Source organism: Streptomyces sp. FXJ1.172, assembly GCF_001636945.3.
Classification (GTDB): domain Bacteria; phylum Actinomycetota; class Actinomycetes; order Streptomycetales; family Streptomycetaceae; genus Streptomyces.
Genome location: NZ_CP119133.2, coordinates 1,476,566 through 1,494,132, shown reverse-complemented (window position 1 = coordinate 1,494,132; position 17,567 = coordinate 1,476,566). Strand labels below are relative to the sequence as shown.

Annotated in this window: 11 protein-coding genes; 5 read left to right on the top strand and 6 right to left on the bottom strand. The window is 73.6% G+C overall.

The features are described 5' to 3' along the window. Window positions 1-51: 51 nt before the first annotated feature. On the bottom strand, window positions 52-717 hold the full coding sequence (locus A6P39_RS06685; protein WP_067042442.1) for a DedA family protein: 666 nt from the start codon (window positions 715-717) through the stop codon (window positions 52-54). Window positions 718-941: 224 nt separating this feature from the next. On the opposite strand from A6P39_RS06685, the gene efeU reads away from it, so the two are divergent. The 3 genes from efeU (at window position 942) to A6P39_RS06670 (ending at window position 5,584) form a co-directional block, all read left to right on the top strand. Next, a complete protein-coding gene (gene efeU / locus A6P39_RS06680) occupies window positions 942-2,972 on the top strand; it encodes an iron uptake transporter permease EfeU (protein ID WP_067042439.1) in 2,031 nt (676 codons plus the stop codon). An 86-nt stretch (window positions 2,973-3,058) separates the two neighbouring features. Continuing rightward, window positions 3,059-4,330 carry an iron uptake transporter deferrochelatase/peroxidase subunit gene (gene efeB, locus A6P39_RS06675; RefSeq protein WP_067042462.1) on the top strand — a complete coding sequence of 424 codons (1,272 nt, stop codon included), beginning with the start codon at window positions 3,059-3,061 and terminating at the stop codon, window positions 4,328-4,330. 102 nt (window positions 4,331-4,432) lie between these two features. Further along, window positions 4,433-5,584: a HoxN/HupN/NixA family nickel/cobalt transporter gene (locus tag A6P39_RS06670; protein ID WP_199840736.1), complete on the top strand. Its 1,152-nt coding sequence runs from the start codon at window positions 4,433-4,435 to the stop codon at window positions 5,582-5,584. Between the two features lie 191 nt (window positions 5,585-5,775). On the opposite strand, the gene A6P39_RS06665 is transcribed toward A6P39_RS06670, so the two are convergent. Beyond that, complete coding sequence (locus A6P39_RS06665) at window positions 5,776-5,979, bottom strand: hypothetical protein (protein ID WP_067042433.1); 204 nt, start codon at window positions 5,977-5,979, stop codon at window positions 5,776-5,778. A gap of 153 nt (window positions 5,980-6,132) precedes the next feature. Here A6P39_RS06665 and A6P39_RS06660 point away from each other — a divergent pair, with 153 nt between their 5' ends. Continuing rightward, window positions 6,133-7,974: a glycoside hydrolase family 15 protein gene (locus tag A6P39_RS06660; protein WP_067042430.1), complete on the top strand. Its 1,842-nt coding sequence runs from the start codon at window positions 6,133-6,135 to the stop codon at window positions 7,972-7,974. 106 nt (window positions 7,975-8,080) lie between these two features. On the opposite strand, the gene A6P39_RS06655 is transcribed toward A6P39_RS06660, so the two are convergent. Next, window positions 8,081-10,819, bottom strand: coding sequence for a SpoIIE family protein phosphatase/ATP-binding protein (locus tag A6P39_RS06655; protein WP_079133236.1), 2,739 nt, complete (start codon window positions 10,817-10,819; stop codon window positions 8,081-8,083). Window positions 10,820-10,902: 83 nt separating this feature from the next. Next, window positions 10,903-13,407, bottom strand: coding sequence for a SpoIIE family protein phosphatase (locus tag A6P39_RS06650; RefSeq protein WP_067042427.1), 2,505 nt, complete (start codon window positions 13,405-13,407; stop codon window positions 10,903-10,905). Between the two features lie 229 nt (window positions 13,408-13,636). Between A6P39_RS06650 and A6P39_RS06645 the strand changes: the two genes are divergently transcribed. Beyond that, a complete protein-coding gene (locus A6P39_RS06645) occupies window positions 13,637-15,232 on the top strand; it encodes a hypothetical protein (protein ID WP_067042424.1) in 1,596 nt (531 codons plus the stop codon). A 14-nt stretch (window positions 15,233-15,246) separates the two neighbouring features. Here the strand turns inward: A6P39_RS06645 and A6P39_RS06640 are convergent, their stop codons facing one another. Both A6P39_RS06640 and A6P39_RS06635 read right to left on the bottom strand, forming a co-directional pair. Beyond that, window positions 15,247-15,960 (bottom strand): 2-phosphosulfolactate phosphatase, encoded by a 714-nt coding sequence (locus tag A6P39_RS06640; protein WP_067042420.1) that lies wholly within the window; start codon window positions 15,958-15,960, stop codon window positions 15,247-15,249. 181 nt (window positions 15,961-16,141) lie between these two features. After that, on the bottom strand, window positions 16,142-17,419 hold the full coding sequence (locus tag A6P39_RS06635; protein WP_234378798.1) for a hypothetical protein: 1,278 nt from the start codon (window positions 17,417-17,419) through the stop codon (window positions 16,142-16,144). Window positions 17,420-17,567 lie beyond the last annotated feature (148 nt).

Sequence of the window (17,567 nt, the reverse complement as noted above, 5' to 3'; positions counted from 1 at the left end):
CCAGTACGTCCGTGCGGAGCCGTCCGGCGGACGGGTCCCTCAGCGCGAGGTTCATCCGCAGGCTCCCTCCCTGGCGGTCCTGCGGGAGCGCAGCAGCTCGGCGGCGAGCGGGAGCAGGGACACGACGACGATCAGCGCGATGACCGGCAGGAGGTACTTGTCGACGTTCGGGATCGAGGAGCCGAGCGCGTAACCGGCGAGGGTGAGGCCGAGGCTCCACACGAGGCCGCCCACCGTCTGCCAGACGGTGAAGGTTCTCGCCGGCACACCGAGGGCGCCCGCCATCGGGTTGAGCACCGTGCGCACCACGGGGACGAAGCGGGCCAGCACGATGGCCTTGGCGTGGCCGTACCGCTCGAGGAGTTCCTCGGCGCGCTGTGCGCCCTCGCGCAGTTTCGCCGACCGGGTCCGGGCCAGCAGTGCGCCGCCCGCCTTCCGGCCGAGCAGGAATCCGCACTGCGAGCCGGCCAGGGCGCCGACGGCCGCCGCGACGAGCAGCGGACCGAGGGAGAGGCGCACCCCGCGGTCGGCTGCTCCCGTGCACAGCAGGCCCGCGGTGAACAGCAGCGAGTCCCCGGGCAGGAAGAACCCGATCAGCAGGCCGGTCTCGGCGAAGAGCACCACGCCGACGCCGAGCACGCCGAAGGCGGCGAGCAGCGAGTGGGCGTCGAGCACATTGACCGCGAGCTGCGACGCCAGGTGTGGGGGAGTGGCCATCGCCGTACGCCCTTTCTTCGGCTTTCTGCGGCTTCCATCAACTACCTCTGACTACATATTTGTAGACGTTCGACCGGACCGGAAACGAACGCGGGCCGCCGATCGTTCCCGGCCTTTACCTGTACATTGCCATTTCGTGACTGACTGACTACATGGCCGTGGTCATGATGGTCCGCGAAGGTTAGGCATGCCTTCACTAAGTAAGTCTGGGAGGGCCGCAGGTCATGTGGGACGACGCGTTTCCGAGTTTCCTGATCGGATTGAGGGAGGGACTCGAAGCCGGACTCATCGTCTCCATCCTGGTCGCCACCCTGGTCCGGGCCGAGGCGCGCTCGCGGCTTTCCCAGGTGTGGACCGGCGTCCTGGCCGCGATCGCGCTGGCCATGAGCTTCGGCGCGGTGCTCACCTTCACCGCCGCGTCCATGCCCGCGACCGCCCAGGAGGCGTTCGGCGGCACCCTCAGCGTGATCGCCGTCGCGTTCGTCACCGCCATGGTGTTCTGGATGCGCCGCTCGGCCCGCAGCCTGTCCGGCGAGCTGAAGGAGAAGGTGACCGGCGCCCTCGCCATGGGCTCGGGCGTGCTGATCCTCACCTCCTTCCTCGCGGTCGGCCGTGAGGGCCTGGAGACCGCCCTGTTCCTGTGGACGACCGCGCGGGCGGCCGGCGAGTCGGCGGGCCCGATGACCGGCGCCGGCATCGGCCTGGTCCTCGCGGCGGGCCTGTGCTGGGGCCTGTACCGCCGGGTGCTGAAGATCAACCTGACGAAGTTCTTCACCGCCACCGGCGTCGTCCTGATCGTCATCGCGGCCGGCGTCCTCGGCTACGGCCTGCGCGACCTGCAGGAAGGCGGCGTGCTGCCCGGCAACACCGCCTACGCGTTCGACCTCGCCGGCAGCGTCGACGCCGGCTCCTGGTACAGCACCCTGGTCCAGGGCGTCTTCAACCTCACCCCGACCATGACCTGGCTCCAGGTAGTGGCCTACGTCGCCTACCTGGCCGTCGTGATGACCCTGTTCGTGCGCGGTGTGCGGGCCAGGGCTCCGAAGCCGGCGAAGGAACGCCCCGAGCGGGAGGCGAAGGCCGAGCGGCCCGCGCGGCGCCGGCCGGTGTGGGTGGTGCCGGCCGCCGTGGTCGCCGTACCCGCCGTCATCGCCGGACTCGTCGTCGCCTTCTCCCGGCCCAAGCCCGCCGGGGACCAGACCGTCGCCGTCTCCGAGAGCGAGTGCGGCAAGGGCTTCACGGCGCCCAAGCCGGGCCGGCAGACCTTCCAGATGAAGAACACCGGCGGCAAGACCTCCGAGGTGTACCTTGTCGACCCGTCCACCAACGCGGTCTACGGCGAGATCGAGGGCCTGGCCCCCGGTACCACCCGTGACCTCGTCGCCACCGTCGCCGGCGGCACCTACGCCTGGCGCTGCGTCCCCACCGGCGGCAAGGCCGTCACCTCCAAGTCGGTCACCGTCACCGGCGGCGGCGCGGCCAAGCCGGTCGTCCCCGTCTCCGAGCAGGACCTCGCCACGCCCCTGAAGGCGTACAAGACGTACGTCGGCCAGGGCCTGGCCACCCTGGCCGGCCAGACCCGCACCCTCGCCGACGACATCCGGGGCAACCACCTGGACAAGGCGCGCACCGACTGGCTCACCGCCCACCGCACCTACTCCTCGCTCGGCGCTGCCTACGGCACCTTCGAGGACTTCGACAAGAGGATCAACGGCCGGGCCGACGGACTGCCGGGCGGCGTCGACGACAAGGACTTCACCGGCTTCCACCGCATCGAGTACGGCCTGTGGCACGGCCAGCCGGCCACGGAGCTGACCGGCCCCGCCCAGCAGCTCGCCACCGACACCGCCGGGCTCCAGAAGGCGTTCCCGGGCCAGGACTTCGACCCGGGCGACCTGCCGCTGCGCGCCCACGAGATCCTCGAGAACACCCTCCAGTTCGAGCTGACCGGCGACACCGACGAGGGCAGCGGCACCAACCTCGCGACCGCCGACGCCAACCTTTCCGGCACCCGCGAGCTGCTCACCGTCCTCAGGCCGCTGCTCACCACGCGCGCGCCCAAGCTGCTCCCCACGGTCGACGCGGACCTCGCGCGCGTGCAGAAGCTCCTGGACGCGGCCCACGACGGCGACCACTGGACCGGCGTCGACAAGCTGGCCCCGGCCGACCGGCAGCGGCTGAACGGCGCCACCGGACAGCTGCTGGAGGACCTCGCCCCGATCCCGGACCTGCTCGAGATCCGGAAGTCCGCCTGATGAACCGGCCCGCAGACCGCTCGCCGGCCGATCCGGCGGCCCGTTCGACCACCGCCGCGCACCCGCACTCCGAAGGGAACCCACCGATGCCGACCGCCGACCAGCCGACCTGCCCCGCCGGCCCCGCCCGCCGCTCCTTCGTGCGGACCGCGCTGGGCGCCGGTGCCGCCGGAGCGGTCCTGGCCGGCGGCGGCTTCGCCCTCGGTGAGAGCGGCGGCACCGCCGAGGCGCAGACCTCGAACGCCGACAGCAGTGCCAGGATCCCCTTCCACGGCGCCCACCAGGCCGGGATCGTCACCCCCGCGCCGGCCGCCGCCACCTTCGTCTCCCTGGACGTCATAGCCGAGAACCGGCGGGGCCTGGCCGACCTGCTGAGGACCATCACCGAGCGAGCCCGCTTCCTCACCTCCGGGGGCGCCCCGGCCGACCTCGGTGTCGGCGCGCCGCCCTCCGACAACGGCATCCTCGGCCCCGAGGTCCCCTCCGACGGCCTCACGGTCACCGTCGGTGTCGGCGCCTCCCTCTTCGACGACCGCTTCGGCCTCGCCAAGGCCAAGCCGGCCCGGCTCACCCCGATGCGGACCTTCCCCAACGACAACCTGAACGCGGCCGAGTGCCACGGCGACCTGTCGCTGCAGATCTGCGCCCAGAGCACGGACACCGTGCTGCACGCGCTGCGCGACATCGCCCGGCACACGCGCGGCGCCATGCAGATCAAGTGGCGCATCGACGGCTTCCAGAACGCCCCCCGCCCCACCGGCGCCCAGCGCAACCTGCTCGGCTTCAAGGACGGCATCGCCAACCCGGACGTGACCTCCGCGCGTGAGACGGACAAGCTGATCTGGGTCGGCGACGGCCAGGGCGAGCCGGCCTGGGCCACGGGCGGCAGCTACCAGGTGATCCGGATCATCCGGATGCTGGTGGAGTTCTGGGACCGGGTCTCGCTGAGCGAGCAGGAGAAGATGTTCGGCCGGCGCAAGGACACCGGCGCCCCGCTCGACGGCGCCAAGGAGACCGACATCCCCCAGTACGCCAAGGACCCGAAGGGCAACGCGATCCCGCTGGACGCCCACATCCGGCTCGCCAACCCGCGCACCGCGCAGAGCGACAGCTCCCGCATCCTGCGCCGCGGCTACAACTACGACCGGGGCGTGGACAACGTCGGCAACCTCGACATGGGCCTGGCGTTCTGCTGCTACAACCAGGACGTCAAGCGCCAGTTCGAGGCCGTGCAGACCCGGCTGATCGACGAGCCCCTCGTCGACTACATCTCCCCGACGGGCGGCGGCTACTTCTTCGCCCTGCCCGGCGTGAGGGACGCGAAGGACTGGCTGGGCCGGGGCATGCTCTCCGCCTGACCCATGCCGTCCGGCTTATTGCGCATCGGTTGCAAGTGCGGTTGGATAGCGCAGGGCTGCGTTGTGCAGCCGTACCCGCACCACCGAAGGATGACCCTCCCGATGACGGCCGCCCCTGGTTCCGCTCCGTCCCTCCCCGCCCAGGCCGACCGCAGGAAATCGGCCTGGCAGCGCGTCCGTGGCTCCATGACGCGGCAGGAGTGGATCAGGGTCGGCGGGATGGCCGGCTTCGTCCTCGCGCTGCACGTCATCGGCTGGGGCACCCTGGTCGGCATCATCGCGCCGCAGCACTTCAGCGTCGGCAAGGAGTCCTTCGGCATCGGCATCGGCGTCACCGCCTACACCCTCGGCATGCGGCACGCCTTCGACGCCGACCACATCGCGGCGATCGACAACACCACCCGCAAGCTCATGGGCGAGGGCCAGCGCCCCCTCTCGGTCGGCTTCTGGTTCTCCCTCGGCCACTCCAGCATCGTCTTCGGCCTGTCGCTGCTGCTCTCGCTCGGCCTGAAGAGCCTGGCCGGGCCGGTCCGCGACGACAACTCCCGCCTGCACGAGGTCACCGGCCTGATCGGTACGACGGTCTCCGGCGCCTTCCTCTACCTCATCGCCGGCATCAACCTCGTCATCCTGGCCGGCATCTGGAAGGTGTTCCGCACGATGCGCTCGGGCCAGTACGACGAGGCCGCGCTGGAGCACCAGCTCAACAACCGCGGATTCATGAACCGCCTGCTCGGCCGCGTCACCGGCTCGATCCGCAAGCCGTGGCAGATGTACCCGCTGGGCCTGCTGTTCGGCCTCGGCTTCGACACGGCCACCGAGATCGCCCTGCTGGTCCTCGCAGGCTCGGGCGCCGCCTCCGGCCTGCCCTGGTACGCCATCCTGACCCTGCCGGTGCTCTTCGCGGCCGGCATGTCGCTGCTGGACACCATCGACGGCTCGTTCATGAACTTCGCCTACGAATGGGCGTTCTCCAAGCCGGTCCGCAAGGTCTACTACAACCTCACCATCACCGGCCTGTCCGTCGCCGTCGCCCTGATCATCGGCACCGTCGAACTCCTCGGCCTGCTCGCCGACAAGCTGCACCTGCACGGCGCCTTCTGGGACTGGATCTCCGGACTCGACCTCAACACCGTCGGCTTCGTCATCGTCGGCCTCTTCTTCGCCACCTGGGCCGTCGCCCTGCTGATCTGGAAGGCGGGCCGCATCGAGGAGAAGTGGACCGCGGGCCTGGCGGAACAGAGCGCCGACTGACCGGGCCGCCCGGGAGCGGCGGCGACGGCGGCCCGCCGACCGCCGGATCCGGATCCTGCGGCCGGTGACGAGCATGCCGGACCGGAGCCGGAGCCGGGCCCCGGCTCCGGCTCCGGTCCGTGGCACGAGGGGATCGCGGAGCCGCGCGCCGGATGCGGCTCCGCGCCTTCGGATCGGCCTCCCCGGACGCCCTACGGCAGCAGCTTCTCGACGGCCTTCGGGTCCGTCTCCAGCTTGCGGCGGGCCCAGTCGAGGTTCTTCGGGGTGACGTCCCTGCCCGCCGCCATCGCGAGGTCCTCCGGGGTGACGCCCCTGGAGGGAGCGCTGTGGAGCAGGGCGTCCGGGGTGCAGTGGTCGTCGGACGACCGGGACTCGTCGGGTGTGGTTGTCGACATGATGCCTCCTCCTCGGTCCGGATGACCGCATCCGTGCCGGTGCCTCCGAACGGGGCACACTCTCACCATTCCCCGCACCGCCTTCCCACGCCACCGGAGAGCACTCGCTCCTAAGCTGGAAAACATCTCGCACCGCACACCGGGAGGCCGCCGATGGCCGAGACCCCGTTCACCGAGGATGTCCGCCCCGGCCCGCGCTATCTGCCGATCGCCGAGCACGGACTCATCGGAGACCTGCGCAGTGTGGCCCTGGTCGGCACCAACGGCACGATCGACTGGTACTGCTGTCCGTCCTTCGACGCCCCCAGTGTCTTCGCGGCCATCCTCGACGCCGAGCGCGGCGGCTGCTTCGAGCTGGCCGCCACCGTGCCCGCGCGCACCAAGCAGTTCTACTTCCCCGACACCAACGTCCTGATCACCCGCTTCTTCACCGAGGACGGCGTCGGCGAGGTGCAGGACTTCATGCCGGTGACCTCCGACGGCACGGGCGAGGCGGGCCGGCACCGGCTGATCCGGCGCGTGGTCTGCGTCCGCGGCACCGTGCCCTTCAGGGTGCTGGTGGCCCCGCGTTTCGGCTACGGCGCCGTCCCGCACACCCTGAGCGCCGCCGACGGCACCGTGGTCTTCGAGTCCGCCGTGCAGTCCCTGGCGCTGACCTCCACGGTCGACCTGGAGTGCGACGACCGGGACGCGCACGCCGACTTCAAGCTCGGGGAGGGCGAGACGGCCGTGTTCGCCCTCGACCAGGTCGGCGACGAGGTGGCCCCCCGCGGCTGCGCCCGCGCCGAGGCCGAGCACGAGTTCAACGCCACGGTCGCCTACTGGCGCCGCTGGCTGCACCAGTCCCGCTACCGGGGCCGCTGGCGCGAGATGGTGCACCGCTCCGCCCTCACGCTGAAGCTGCTCACCTACGCCCCCACCGGCGCCATCGTCGCCGCCCCCACCACCAGCCTGCCCGAGCAGCTCGGCGGCGAGCGCAACTGGGACTACCGGTATGTGTGGGTCCGCGACGCCGCCTTCGCCGTCTACGCACTGCTGCGGCTCGGCTTCAGCGGCGAGGCCGAGGCGTTCATGCGCTTCCTGACCACGCACGTCAGCCCCTGCGGCTGCGGCGGCGACACCGCGCCGCTGCAGATCATGTACGGCATCGACGGCCGCACCGACCTGCCCGAGCGCGTGCTGCCGCACCTGGAGGGCCATCTCGGCTCCGCCCCGGTCCGCGTCGGCAACGCCGCAGCCGACCAGCTCCAGCTGGACATATACGGCGCCCTGATCGACTCGATCTACCTCTACGACAAGTGGGCCCAGCCGATCTCCAGCGGCCAGTGGGACGACGTGTGCCACGTGGTCGACTGGGTGTGCGCCCACTGGGACCAGCCCGACGAGGGGGTGTGGGAGACCCGCGGCGGCCGCAAGAACTTCACCTACTCGCGGCTGATGTGCTGGGTCGCCATCGAGCGGGCCATGCGCCTCGCCCGCCGGCGCGGACTGCCCGCCGAACTGCTCCGCTGGGGCCAGGCCCGCGACGCGATCTACCGGCGGATCATGGACGGCGGCTGGCTGCAGCGGCGCGGCGCCTTCGTGCAGTACGAGGGCGGCGACGTCCTCGACGCCTCGCTGCTGATGATGCCGCTCGCCAAGTTCGTCGCCCCGACCGACCCCAAGTGGCTGTCCACCCTCGACGCCCTCGGCGAGGACCTGGTCTCCGACTCCCTGGTCTACCGCTACGACCCCCAGGCCAGTCCCGACGGGCTGCGCGGCGACGAGGGCACCTTCTCCATCTGTTCCTTCTGGTACGTCGAGGCCCTGGTCCGGGCCGGCCGGCTCGACGACGCCCGGCTGGCGTTCGAGAAGATGCTCACCTACGCCAACCATCTCGGCCTGTACGCCGAGGAGATCGGCCGTACCGGCGAGCAACAGGGCAACTTCCCGCAGGCGTTCACGCATCTGGCCCTGATCAGCGCCGCGTTCAACCTCGACCGCGCCCTCGGCTGACGGGCCGGCGGCGTCGCCCGGGCTCAGGCGCTGGACACCGGCGGACAGCGGTCCGGCCGGACCGCGAGCGCCCCTTCACGGTTCCCGCACACCGTGTCCAGGGGGTCTACGGCAGCGGCTGCTCCGCCCAGATGATCTTGCCGTTGGGGGAGTAGCGGGTGCCCCAGCGATCGGCGAGCTGCGCGACCAGGAACAGACCCCGGCCGCCCTCGTCGGTCGTCGCCGCGTACCGCAGATGCGGCGAGGTCGTGCTGCGGTCGGAGACCTCGCAGATCAGCGTGCGGTCGCGCAGCAGCCGTACCCCGATCGGGCCGCGCCCGTAGCGGATGGCATTGGTGACCAGCTCGCTCAGGATCAGCTCCGTCGTGAAGTCCAGCTCCTCGAGCCCCCAGTCGGCCAGCTGCCGGGTCACCGAGGCCCGCACCTGCGACACCGCCGCCGGGTCGGACGGCACCTGCCACTCGGCGACCCGGTCGGGGCCGAGCACCCGGGTACGGGCGACGATCAGCGCGACGTCGTCGTCCGGCCGGGCCGGCAGCCGCTCCAGCACGGTGCGGCAGGTCTCCTCCGACGAGGCGCCGGGCGTGCGGTGCAGGGCGTCGCGCAGCAGCTCGAGACCCTCGTCGATGTCCCGGTCGCGGTCCTCCACCAGCCCGTCCGTGTACAGCACCAGACGGCTGCCCTCGGCCAGCTCCAGCTCGGCCGTCTCGAACGGCAGCCCGCCCAGCCCCAGCGGCGGACCCGCCGGCACCTCCGGGAACTCCACGCTGCCGTCGGGCCCCACCACCGCGGGCGGCGGATGACCGGCCCGGGCCACGGTGCAGCACCGCGAGACCGGGTCGTAGACCGCGTACAGACAAGTCGCGCCGGCGATCGCGGCCGAGCCGTCGACGGAGGTCTCGTCCTGGTCGATCCGGCCCACCAGCTCGTCCAGCAGACCGAGGAGTTCGTCGGGCGGCAGATCGAGCGCGGAGAAGTTGTGCACCGCCGTACGCAGCCGGCCCATGGTGGCCGCCGCGTGCAGCCCGTGCCCCACCACGTCCCCCACCACCAGCGCCACCCGGGCACCGGACAGCGGCAGCACGTCGAACCAGTCGCCGCCCACCCCGGACTGCGCCGGCAGATAGCGGTAGGCGATCTCCAGCGCGCCCTGCTCGGGCAGCGTGCGCGGCAGCAGACTGCGCTGCAGGGTGACCGCCATGCTGTGCTCACGGGTGTACCGGCGGGCGTTGTCGATGGACACCGCCGCCCGTGCCACCAGCTCCTCGGCGAGCGCCAGTTCCTCGGAGTCGAACGGCTCCGGCTTCTCCGAGCGCCAGAAGTTGGCCACCCCCAGCACCAGGCTGCCCGCCCTGAGCGGCACGGTGATCAGCGAGTGGATGCCGTACTCCAGCACCTGGTCGGTGCGCTCCAGGTCCTGCGCACGCCAGCCGGGCGCGTCCCGCAGCACGGGCACCACGACCGACTGCCCCGTGGTCAGGCTCCGCGCCTGCGGCGAGGTGGCCACGAACCGGATGCGCTCGCCGACCGGGTACAGCGGGGTGTCCTTGCGCACCCCGGCGGCCGCCGTACGGCGCAGCGCCGTGCCCGGCCGCGGCTCCTCCCCGTGCAGCACCGCCTCGAAGAGGTCCACCGTCGCGAAGTCCGCGAACCGGGGCACGGCCAGCTCGGCCAGCTCCTCCGCGGTACGGGTCACGTCCAGGCTGGTACCGATGCCCACCCCGGCCTCGTACAGCATGTTCAGGCGCTCGCGCGCCACCTCCGCCCGGCCCAGCAGGGCCCGCAGCTCGGTGGAGTCGCGCAGCGTGGCGACACTGCCGGCCGGGCCGCCGCGCACGTCGGTGGGCCGCTGGTTGATCGCCAGCAGCCGGTCCTTGACCAGGTGCACCTCGTCCGTCGCCACCCGCCCGGAGGCCAGCAGCGCCGCCGTCTCGTCGTCCAGACCCAGCTCCAGCACACTGCGCCGTTCGGCGTCCTTGGGCAGGTCCAGCAGCCGCTGCGCCTCGTCGTTGGCGAGCAGCAGCCGGCCGTTGTCACCGACGATCAGCACACCCTCGCGGACCGCGTGCAGCACCGCGTCGTGGTGCTCGTACATCCGGGTCATCTCGTACGGCCCAAGGCCATGCGTCTGGCGCAGCAGACGTCTGCTGACCAGGGCCGTGCCGGCGGTCGCCAGCGCGAGGGCCGCCGCTGCCGCCGCGAGCAGCAGGGGCAGCTGCTGGGCGGCCGTCCCGCCCACGTGCGCCGTGGTGATCCCGGCCGAGACCAGGCCCACCACCTTGCCGGCGGAGTCCTTCACCGGCACCACGACCTGCACCAGTGGCCCTATCGTGCCGTTGACGTGCTCGGTGACCGTGCCGCCGGCCACCGCGGGGGCGATGGTGCCGACGAACTTCTTGCCGATGCGGTCCGGCTTGGGGTGCGTGTAGCGGATGCCGTCGGTGTTCATCACGACGACGAAGTCCACGCCGGTCGACTTGCGCACGGCCTCGGCCCTCGGCTGCAGGATCTTCGTCGGGTCCGGGGTGCGCAGCGCGGCCGCCGTGCCGGGCGCGTTGGCGAACGACTGGGCGACCGCGAGCGAACGGTTCTGTGCCTCGGTGTCGCTGTCGCGCTGCACCTGGAGCACCTGCGCCACCACCGCCGCGACGATCAGCAGCAGCACGATCACCACTTGGAGCAGGAAGACCTGGCCCGCCACGCTACGCCCGGTCACGGCCGCCCGCAGCGCGCCCGCCCGGCCGCCGCCCTTGCCCGGGCCGTCCGACGCCGGGCCCTTCGGTGCGCGCGGGGGCCCGGACGCTCGGGGCGGCCGGGTCGCAGACCGGCCGGACAGTCGCACCATGTGCCCATGTCTACACTGCCCGGCGTCCTGAAGCGAGAGCGTCACCTGGGGTGACGGCCGCCGTCCCCTGCGGCGCGCCTCGGTCACGGCCCGCGCGGGGGAGCCGAACGGCGGACGGCGAGCAGCAGCGCCACGTCGTCGGGGCGGTCGGTGGCGTGCCGGGCGATGGCGGTGAGCCGGTCGGCGACCCCGGCCAGCGACCTCCCGCCGCGCCGCCCGGCCACCGCCCCGGCCCGGGAGAGCGCGAGGCGCAGCGCGGTGATGCCGTCGTCGATGTCGGCACCCGGCCGCTCCACCAGCCCGTCCGTGTACAGGGCGAGGATCGCGTCCGGCTCCAGCAGCAGCCCGGCCACCGGGTACCGGGCGTCCGGATCCACACCGAGGACGACCCCGCCGGGAATGTCCAGCAGCCGGGTGCGGCCGTCGGGGCAGCGCAGCAGCGGCGGCGGATGCCCCGCCCGGGCGACCCGGGCCTGGCCGGTGGCCGGGTCCAGCCGCAGGTAGCAGCAGCTGGCGAACTGGCCGGGGTCGAGATCGATCAGCAGGCGGTTGGTGCCGCTCATCACCTCGTCCGGCGGCCGGTCGCCCAGCGCGAACGCGCGCACCGCACTGCGCAGCTGCCCCATCGTGGCCGCCGCCTGCACCCCGTGCCCCTGCACATCGCCGATCACCAGCGCGATCCCGTCACCGGCCTCGACCACGTCGTACCAGTCCCCGCCCACGTCCATGCCCTGTGTGCCCGGCAGGTACCGGCCCGCGGTCTCCACCCGGGGATGAGCCGACAGCCGGTGCGGCAGCAGCGCCTGCTGCAGGCCCCGGGCGAGGGCCGCCTCGCTGTCGTAGCGCTGCGCCCGCTCCAGGGCGTGCGCGATCAGCCCGGCCAGCGCGGTGAGGACACTGCGTTCCTCGGCGCTGATGCGGCGCGAGCGGTCGAAGCCGAGGATGCACGAGCCGACCGGACGGCCGGAGGCGATCAGCGGAAGAAAGGCACGGGCGCCCTCGTCCGCGTCCAGCGGGATGCCCGGGTAGGCGGCCGTCAGCTGCTGCATCGACTCGAAGAACAGCGGCCGGCCCGTGGTGAGGGTCTCCACGCCGGGCAGATGCGCATCGAGCCCGGTCCCCTCGAACGGGGTGAGGAACCCCTGCGGGAAGCCGCTCTCCCAGGCCAGGTACAGATGCCGGTCCTGCAGCAGGTAGATGGCCAGCCGCCGGCCGCCGAACGCGGGCAGCAGCTCCTGCATGACCACCGCCGACACCTGGCGGGCGGTCACCGCGTCCGTCAGCGCGATGGCCAGCGCGATCGGCCGGTACAGCGGCGCCATCGAGTGCTCGGCCTGCTCCGTGGGCAGCCGCGCCGCAGGGACGGCCCCGGCCGGAGCGTCCATGCGGCTGGCCGGGGCGAGTGTGCAGGTCAGCAGGTCGGCGCCGGGATGCACCGCCACGGCGAGCCAGTCGCCCCCGCCGGCCTCCGCACCGGCACCGGCCGGGCGCTGCACATGGAAGTGCACCGGATCCGAGGCGAGCAGCGCGCCACGCAGGTGATCGTCGTACGGCGGCCCGGCCAGCCACGGCATCGCCTCCCACAGTGTCCGCCCGAGCAGCCACCCGCGCTCCTGTCCCGCGAACCGGGCCACGGCCTCGTTGGCATACACGATCAGCCCGAGCCGGTCCAGACAGAACACGCCCTGCGGCAGCAGGTCGGCCGCGCCGTCCGCGGCCGCGGCGGGCGAGGGGTCCACGACCACCCCGCCGACCAGCCCGGCCGCCGCATCCTCCGCCGCCGGCCACAGGTCCAGCAGCCGGGCCGTGCCGTCCCGCGCCCGCAGGCTCAGCGGCGCGCCGGGCGGCTTGCCCGCGGCGGTCTCGCGCAGCGCGGCCAGGATCCGGTCCGCCTCGACGGGGGCCACGGCGCTCGCGAGCGCCGTGGCCGTGCCCGCGAACTCGCCGGGCAGCAGGCCGAGAAGGGCGTGCAACCGCTCGTCCGCACGCACCGCGCCGGTCTGCGGATCCCAGCTGAACCGGCCTACGACGGCCTGTGCGGGCCGGCTCCCGGGAGGCCGTACGCACAGCGGCTCGGCGTCCCAGACGACCGCGCGCGGGTCACCGTCGGCGAGTGCGAGCAGCTCCGCGCCGAGTCCCTCGGCGAGCCGGCCGAGCAGCTCCTGGTCCAGCGGCTCGTCCGCGGTGTCCGCCACCGCCGGGCGCAGCACCGTGAGCACACCGAGCGGCTCGGTGCCGCCCGGCACCGGGACGTGCACGGACCCGAACGGGAAGGGCAGGCCCGCCGCGAACTGCGGGTACCGGCGCACCGTCTCGGCGGAGTTCGCCAGCACCACCTTCACACCGAGCCGGTAGGCGTCGGCGACCGGGAAAGGCCGGGCCACGTGCAGCCGCCACCACGGGCGGAACAGCGGGCCGGGCAGCCCGGCGAGCACCGCCAGACGCAGCAGACCCGGCGTGCCCGAGCGCAGGTACACGCCCGCCACCCGCCCGCCCGCCGCGCCGAGCGCACCGGTCGAGGCGTCGGTCAGCAGCACGGCCAGCCTGGCCCGCGTACGGACCGGTTGCTCGCCGCCGCTCCCAGTCATCGGCCCTACCTCGTCCCGTGCGCCTTCCGGGTGGCTGACACAGCAAGAATGCGCCTCGACCAGCACGGAATGCACCCTCAGACGGGCACCACTCACCTGGCCTATCCAGAAGGAGGCCCAGGTGGCGGGGGCGGCGGACGGCTATTCCTAATGGAGGCGTACTGCTGCGGCCGTACGGGGGGCGCAGAGGTGGCCGCAGAGGTGGCCGCACCCTTCGACTGGAGCCGAGATGACCACCTGCTCTTCGTCCCCGCGTCCGCAGGACGCCCTCCCGACCTCCGCCCCGGCCCCCACCGGCATCAGCACCCCGTTCCCGCACTTTCTGACCCCGCCGGCACCGCTGCCGCCGACGCCGCTTCCCGAAGGGTTCCAGGAGGCGCGGCAGCCCGTCCGCCATGACGCCGGGGCCGCCGACGCGGCGGGTACCGACAGCGACGGTGAGCCGTACCGGGATCCCCTGCGCGGCCTGGTCCGCTCGGCCGTGGCCGAGCGGCCGCTCGAGGACGTCGTCCGGCTCATCACGCTGCTGGAGAGTTCGCCCGAGCACGCCCGGACCGCGGCCGACGCGCTGCGCGCGGTCGGCCTCGACCGGCCGGTGGAGGACCTCGCCCGCCTGATCACCCTGCTCACCCGGCCGCCCCGGGGGGCCGACAGCGCCGACGAGGTGATCCGCGCCGCCGCCGAACGCCGTCCCCTGGAGGACGTCACCCGGTTGATACGGCTGCTGCACCACACGCCCGTTGAGCCCCACTGCGGGCGGACCGCCGTACAGGCGGCGGCCGTCCACCGGCCCGTCGAGGAACTCGCCGAGCTGATCGGCCGGTTGGCGGCGGACCGCACCGCGCTCGAGCCCGGCCCGCTGCCCGCCCCCGCCCACCTCGAGCCCGCCGAGGCCGTCCCCGCACCCGGCGCCACGGCGGCGCCCGGCACCGGCGGGCAGGACCTGCGGATCCCGGACCGGCTCACGGAGCACCGGCTCGCCGACGACCAGGGGGCGAACGGCCGGCCCGTGGAGGAGCACGAGGGGGCGGTGGGGCTCAGCTTCGTGAAGGACCGGCGTGTGGCCGCCGCCGGGTCTGTGGCTGACTGGTCCATGGCGCTGGGGTCCGCGACGGACCGGTGCATGGGGCCCGGGCCGGCGGTGGACAGGGCCGCGATGGACAAGGCCGCGGCGGACAGGGCTGCGGCGGACAGGGCTGCGGTGGACAGGGCTGAGAAGGACCGGACCATGGCGGCAGGGGTGGACAGGGTTGCGGCGGACAGGGCCGCGGTGGGCAAGGCTGCGGCGGGCAGGGCTGAGAGGGACCGGACCATGGCGGGCGCGACGGTGAGGCGTGCGGGGGGCACGGACCAGCCCCTGAAGGACCGGCCGGCGGCGGATCGTTCCGCGCCGGATCGGGGCCGAGGCCGCCGCAGTTCCCGGGCGGCGGTGTCGAGTGCCCGGGGTGCCGCGCTGCTCGTCCTCCTGTGCGGAGTGGCCCACGCCCCGCGCTCCTGGGCCGGACTGCCCCAGGGCATCCTCGTGGCGGGCCCCGTCGCCTCGGGGCTGTGCGTGCTGCTGGCCCTGGCGCTCGCCCTGCCGCTGCGCGCCGCGCAGGTCCGGCTCGGCACGGTGACCGCGGCGCTCGGCGTCGGCGCGGTGCTCGCCGTCGGGCAGGTGCTCGGCGACCGGCTCGGCCTGCCGGAGCAGTCCCGGTTGTGGGACATGACGCTGGCGCCGAGGTGGCTCGCCGGTACGGCGGCTGCGGCGACGGCGCTGGCGGCCTTGGTGGTGCTGCTGACCGTACGGGTCACCGGTCGCGCCCGCCGTGCGGGCGCGGGCTGATCCGGTGGGCTGACTCAGTGCGTGGGACGGGCTGGTTCCGTGTCGCCGGTGTGCACCGGACGCAGCACCATATGGCCGTCCACCCGGGCGGCCGCCATGGCGAACGGGAAGGTGTCCGCCTCCAGGCACATCGCCACGTCCCCGGGATGGACACCCGCCCAGCCGCGCCGGGCGCCGTCCGCGAGCCGCGCGGCGGCGTCGGAGTCACGGGCCCGCTCGAGGTAGGGACCCGGATCGGTGTCGGCCGTGCGGACGCGGTCGGCGATGTACTGGGCGCAGGCGAGATCCTCCTCCGCGTGCCCGCCGTCCCCGGTGACGACGAAGGTCACCGTCCTGGGCCGGGCCCGCCGCAGCAGCTCGGCGGTCGCGCCGGCCACCACGAAACTCGCGCACAGCAGCAGCCCGGCGTCCGCCACGGCCAGCGCCCCGGTCGTACCGAAGGTGGTCTTCTGCACGACGGTGCGGCCCCGCACGTCCAGCGAACGCAGCCGGGCGGGCGAGTTGGCCAGGTCGAACCCCGGCACCGGCACCCCGTCCTGGAAGGCGAGCCAGCCGGGGTGACGGGCCTTCAGCTCCAGGGCCTCCTCCTGCGTACCGGCGAGCACGATCCGCTCGGCGCCGCGCCGGAAGGCCCAGGCGGCCACGGTGAACGCGCGCATGACGTCGACGACCACAGCGACGTCCGGCGCGCTCGGCGTACCGGGTATCCCGGTGAACTCGGGCTGCATCGCTCCATGATGCGGCACCCGGACACCGTTCAGGGCCCGGTCAGCAGGCCGACCGCGTCGGCGAGCAGCACCGCCGCGCCGGTCACCAGCAGGGCCGTCGTGGTGTCCAGGCGGCCTCCTTCCGGCGGGCTCGTGCGCGCCTTTCGGTGTGGACCCGGTAGTGGTCCCTACGGCGGAGGGGCTACGGTGTCCGGTCCGTGCCGTCGGCCGGATCCGAGCCGCCCTCCGTCGTGGGGCCGTCCGCCGGGGGGCCGTCCGGCGTGGGGCCGGTCGCCGTGGGATCGGCCGGCACGTTCGGTGTGGCGGTCGGCGTGATGCCGGCCGGGCCCTGCGGAGCTGGTGCCTGCTGCCGCCGGCCCCCGGCCGTGAATCTCAGCCGTTCGAAGGTCCGCGTCAGCTGCTGGAACGCGCCCGGCGTCCGGGGCGCGGGCAGCTGCTGCGGCAGGCCGGGCGCGGGGACGTCCCGGTAGGCCTCCAGGGCCGACAGGGCCTGTTCGGCCGCTTCCTTGTACAGGTCCCGGGACTTCGTCATCGCCTCCAGCGCCTCGGCGTACCGGGCGACCAGCCGCCGCTCGCGCTCCAGCTCCTCCTGGAGGGTCATCAGCGTCCAGTTCTCGCGCAGGTCGGCCAGTGCCTCCTCGGCCTCCGGCGGCAGGGGCCGGGGCTGGGCGGCGAAGTGCCGCAGGGCCGCGAAGAGTTCGGCCGGCTCGGAACCGTCCAGGAAGACACTGCGCACCCGGTGCTCCGCGCCGTCGTAGCCCTTCGGCGCCGGGTCCGGGGGCAGCAGGACGGCGCCGCCGCGTGGCACCTCGACCCCGAGGTCCTTCAGCGCGTAGTTGACGGCGCGGAACTGGTGCGGGGCGGCCCGGTGCTCCACCACGCGGTGCCTCAGGCCGGGCGGCAGCAGCCCGGCCAGCGGCAACCGGCCCTGTTCGTCGGGAGTCATCGCCTCGTGCACGACGACGTTGACGCACCACCCCTCCCGGGCCGCGTCCCGCAGCCGGCGGCGCATCTCCTTGTCGTCCTCCGGCAGCGCGTTGACCTGCCGCAGCCGCAGGCCGGCGACCGTGGCGTGGTGGTCCCAGGAGCCGTTCTCGCCCTCGCCCGCCCCGCCCTCGGGCCAGAACAGGGTCGCGGGCGAGGGCCAGGTCTCGTCCCAGGGGCGCTCTGCCTCCGCGACGAGCCGCCACTCGGTTCCCTGCGGACGGGCCGCGCGCGGTACGAGGGTGAGCCGGGCCCGCACGGTCACCGTGCCGGCGGCCCGCCAGCGCGCCTCGAAGATCCGGCCGGCCGCGCCGTCGGGGACGGGCGGTTCGGCGAAGTCGTCGATGTCCCCGCTCTCCTTGCGCCGGCGCAAGGAGCGGCGGAGTACGTCCTCGGGGGCGGGACCGGTGTGGCGGCCGCGGACCGCCCACAGGGTCTGCGGGAAGGCAGCGCGGTCGGTGGCGGAGTTCGACATGAGTCAATCTGCTGATGGGGGCGGGTGAGCTTCCCAGTATCGCCGCTCGGCCGGGCAGCGCGGCGTCCGGGGCCGGGGGTGGCGTGAGGCAAAGGGGTGTGCACCCCGCGCACGGGGTGCACACCGTACGCCCGGGAGGCGCAAGAAA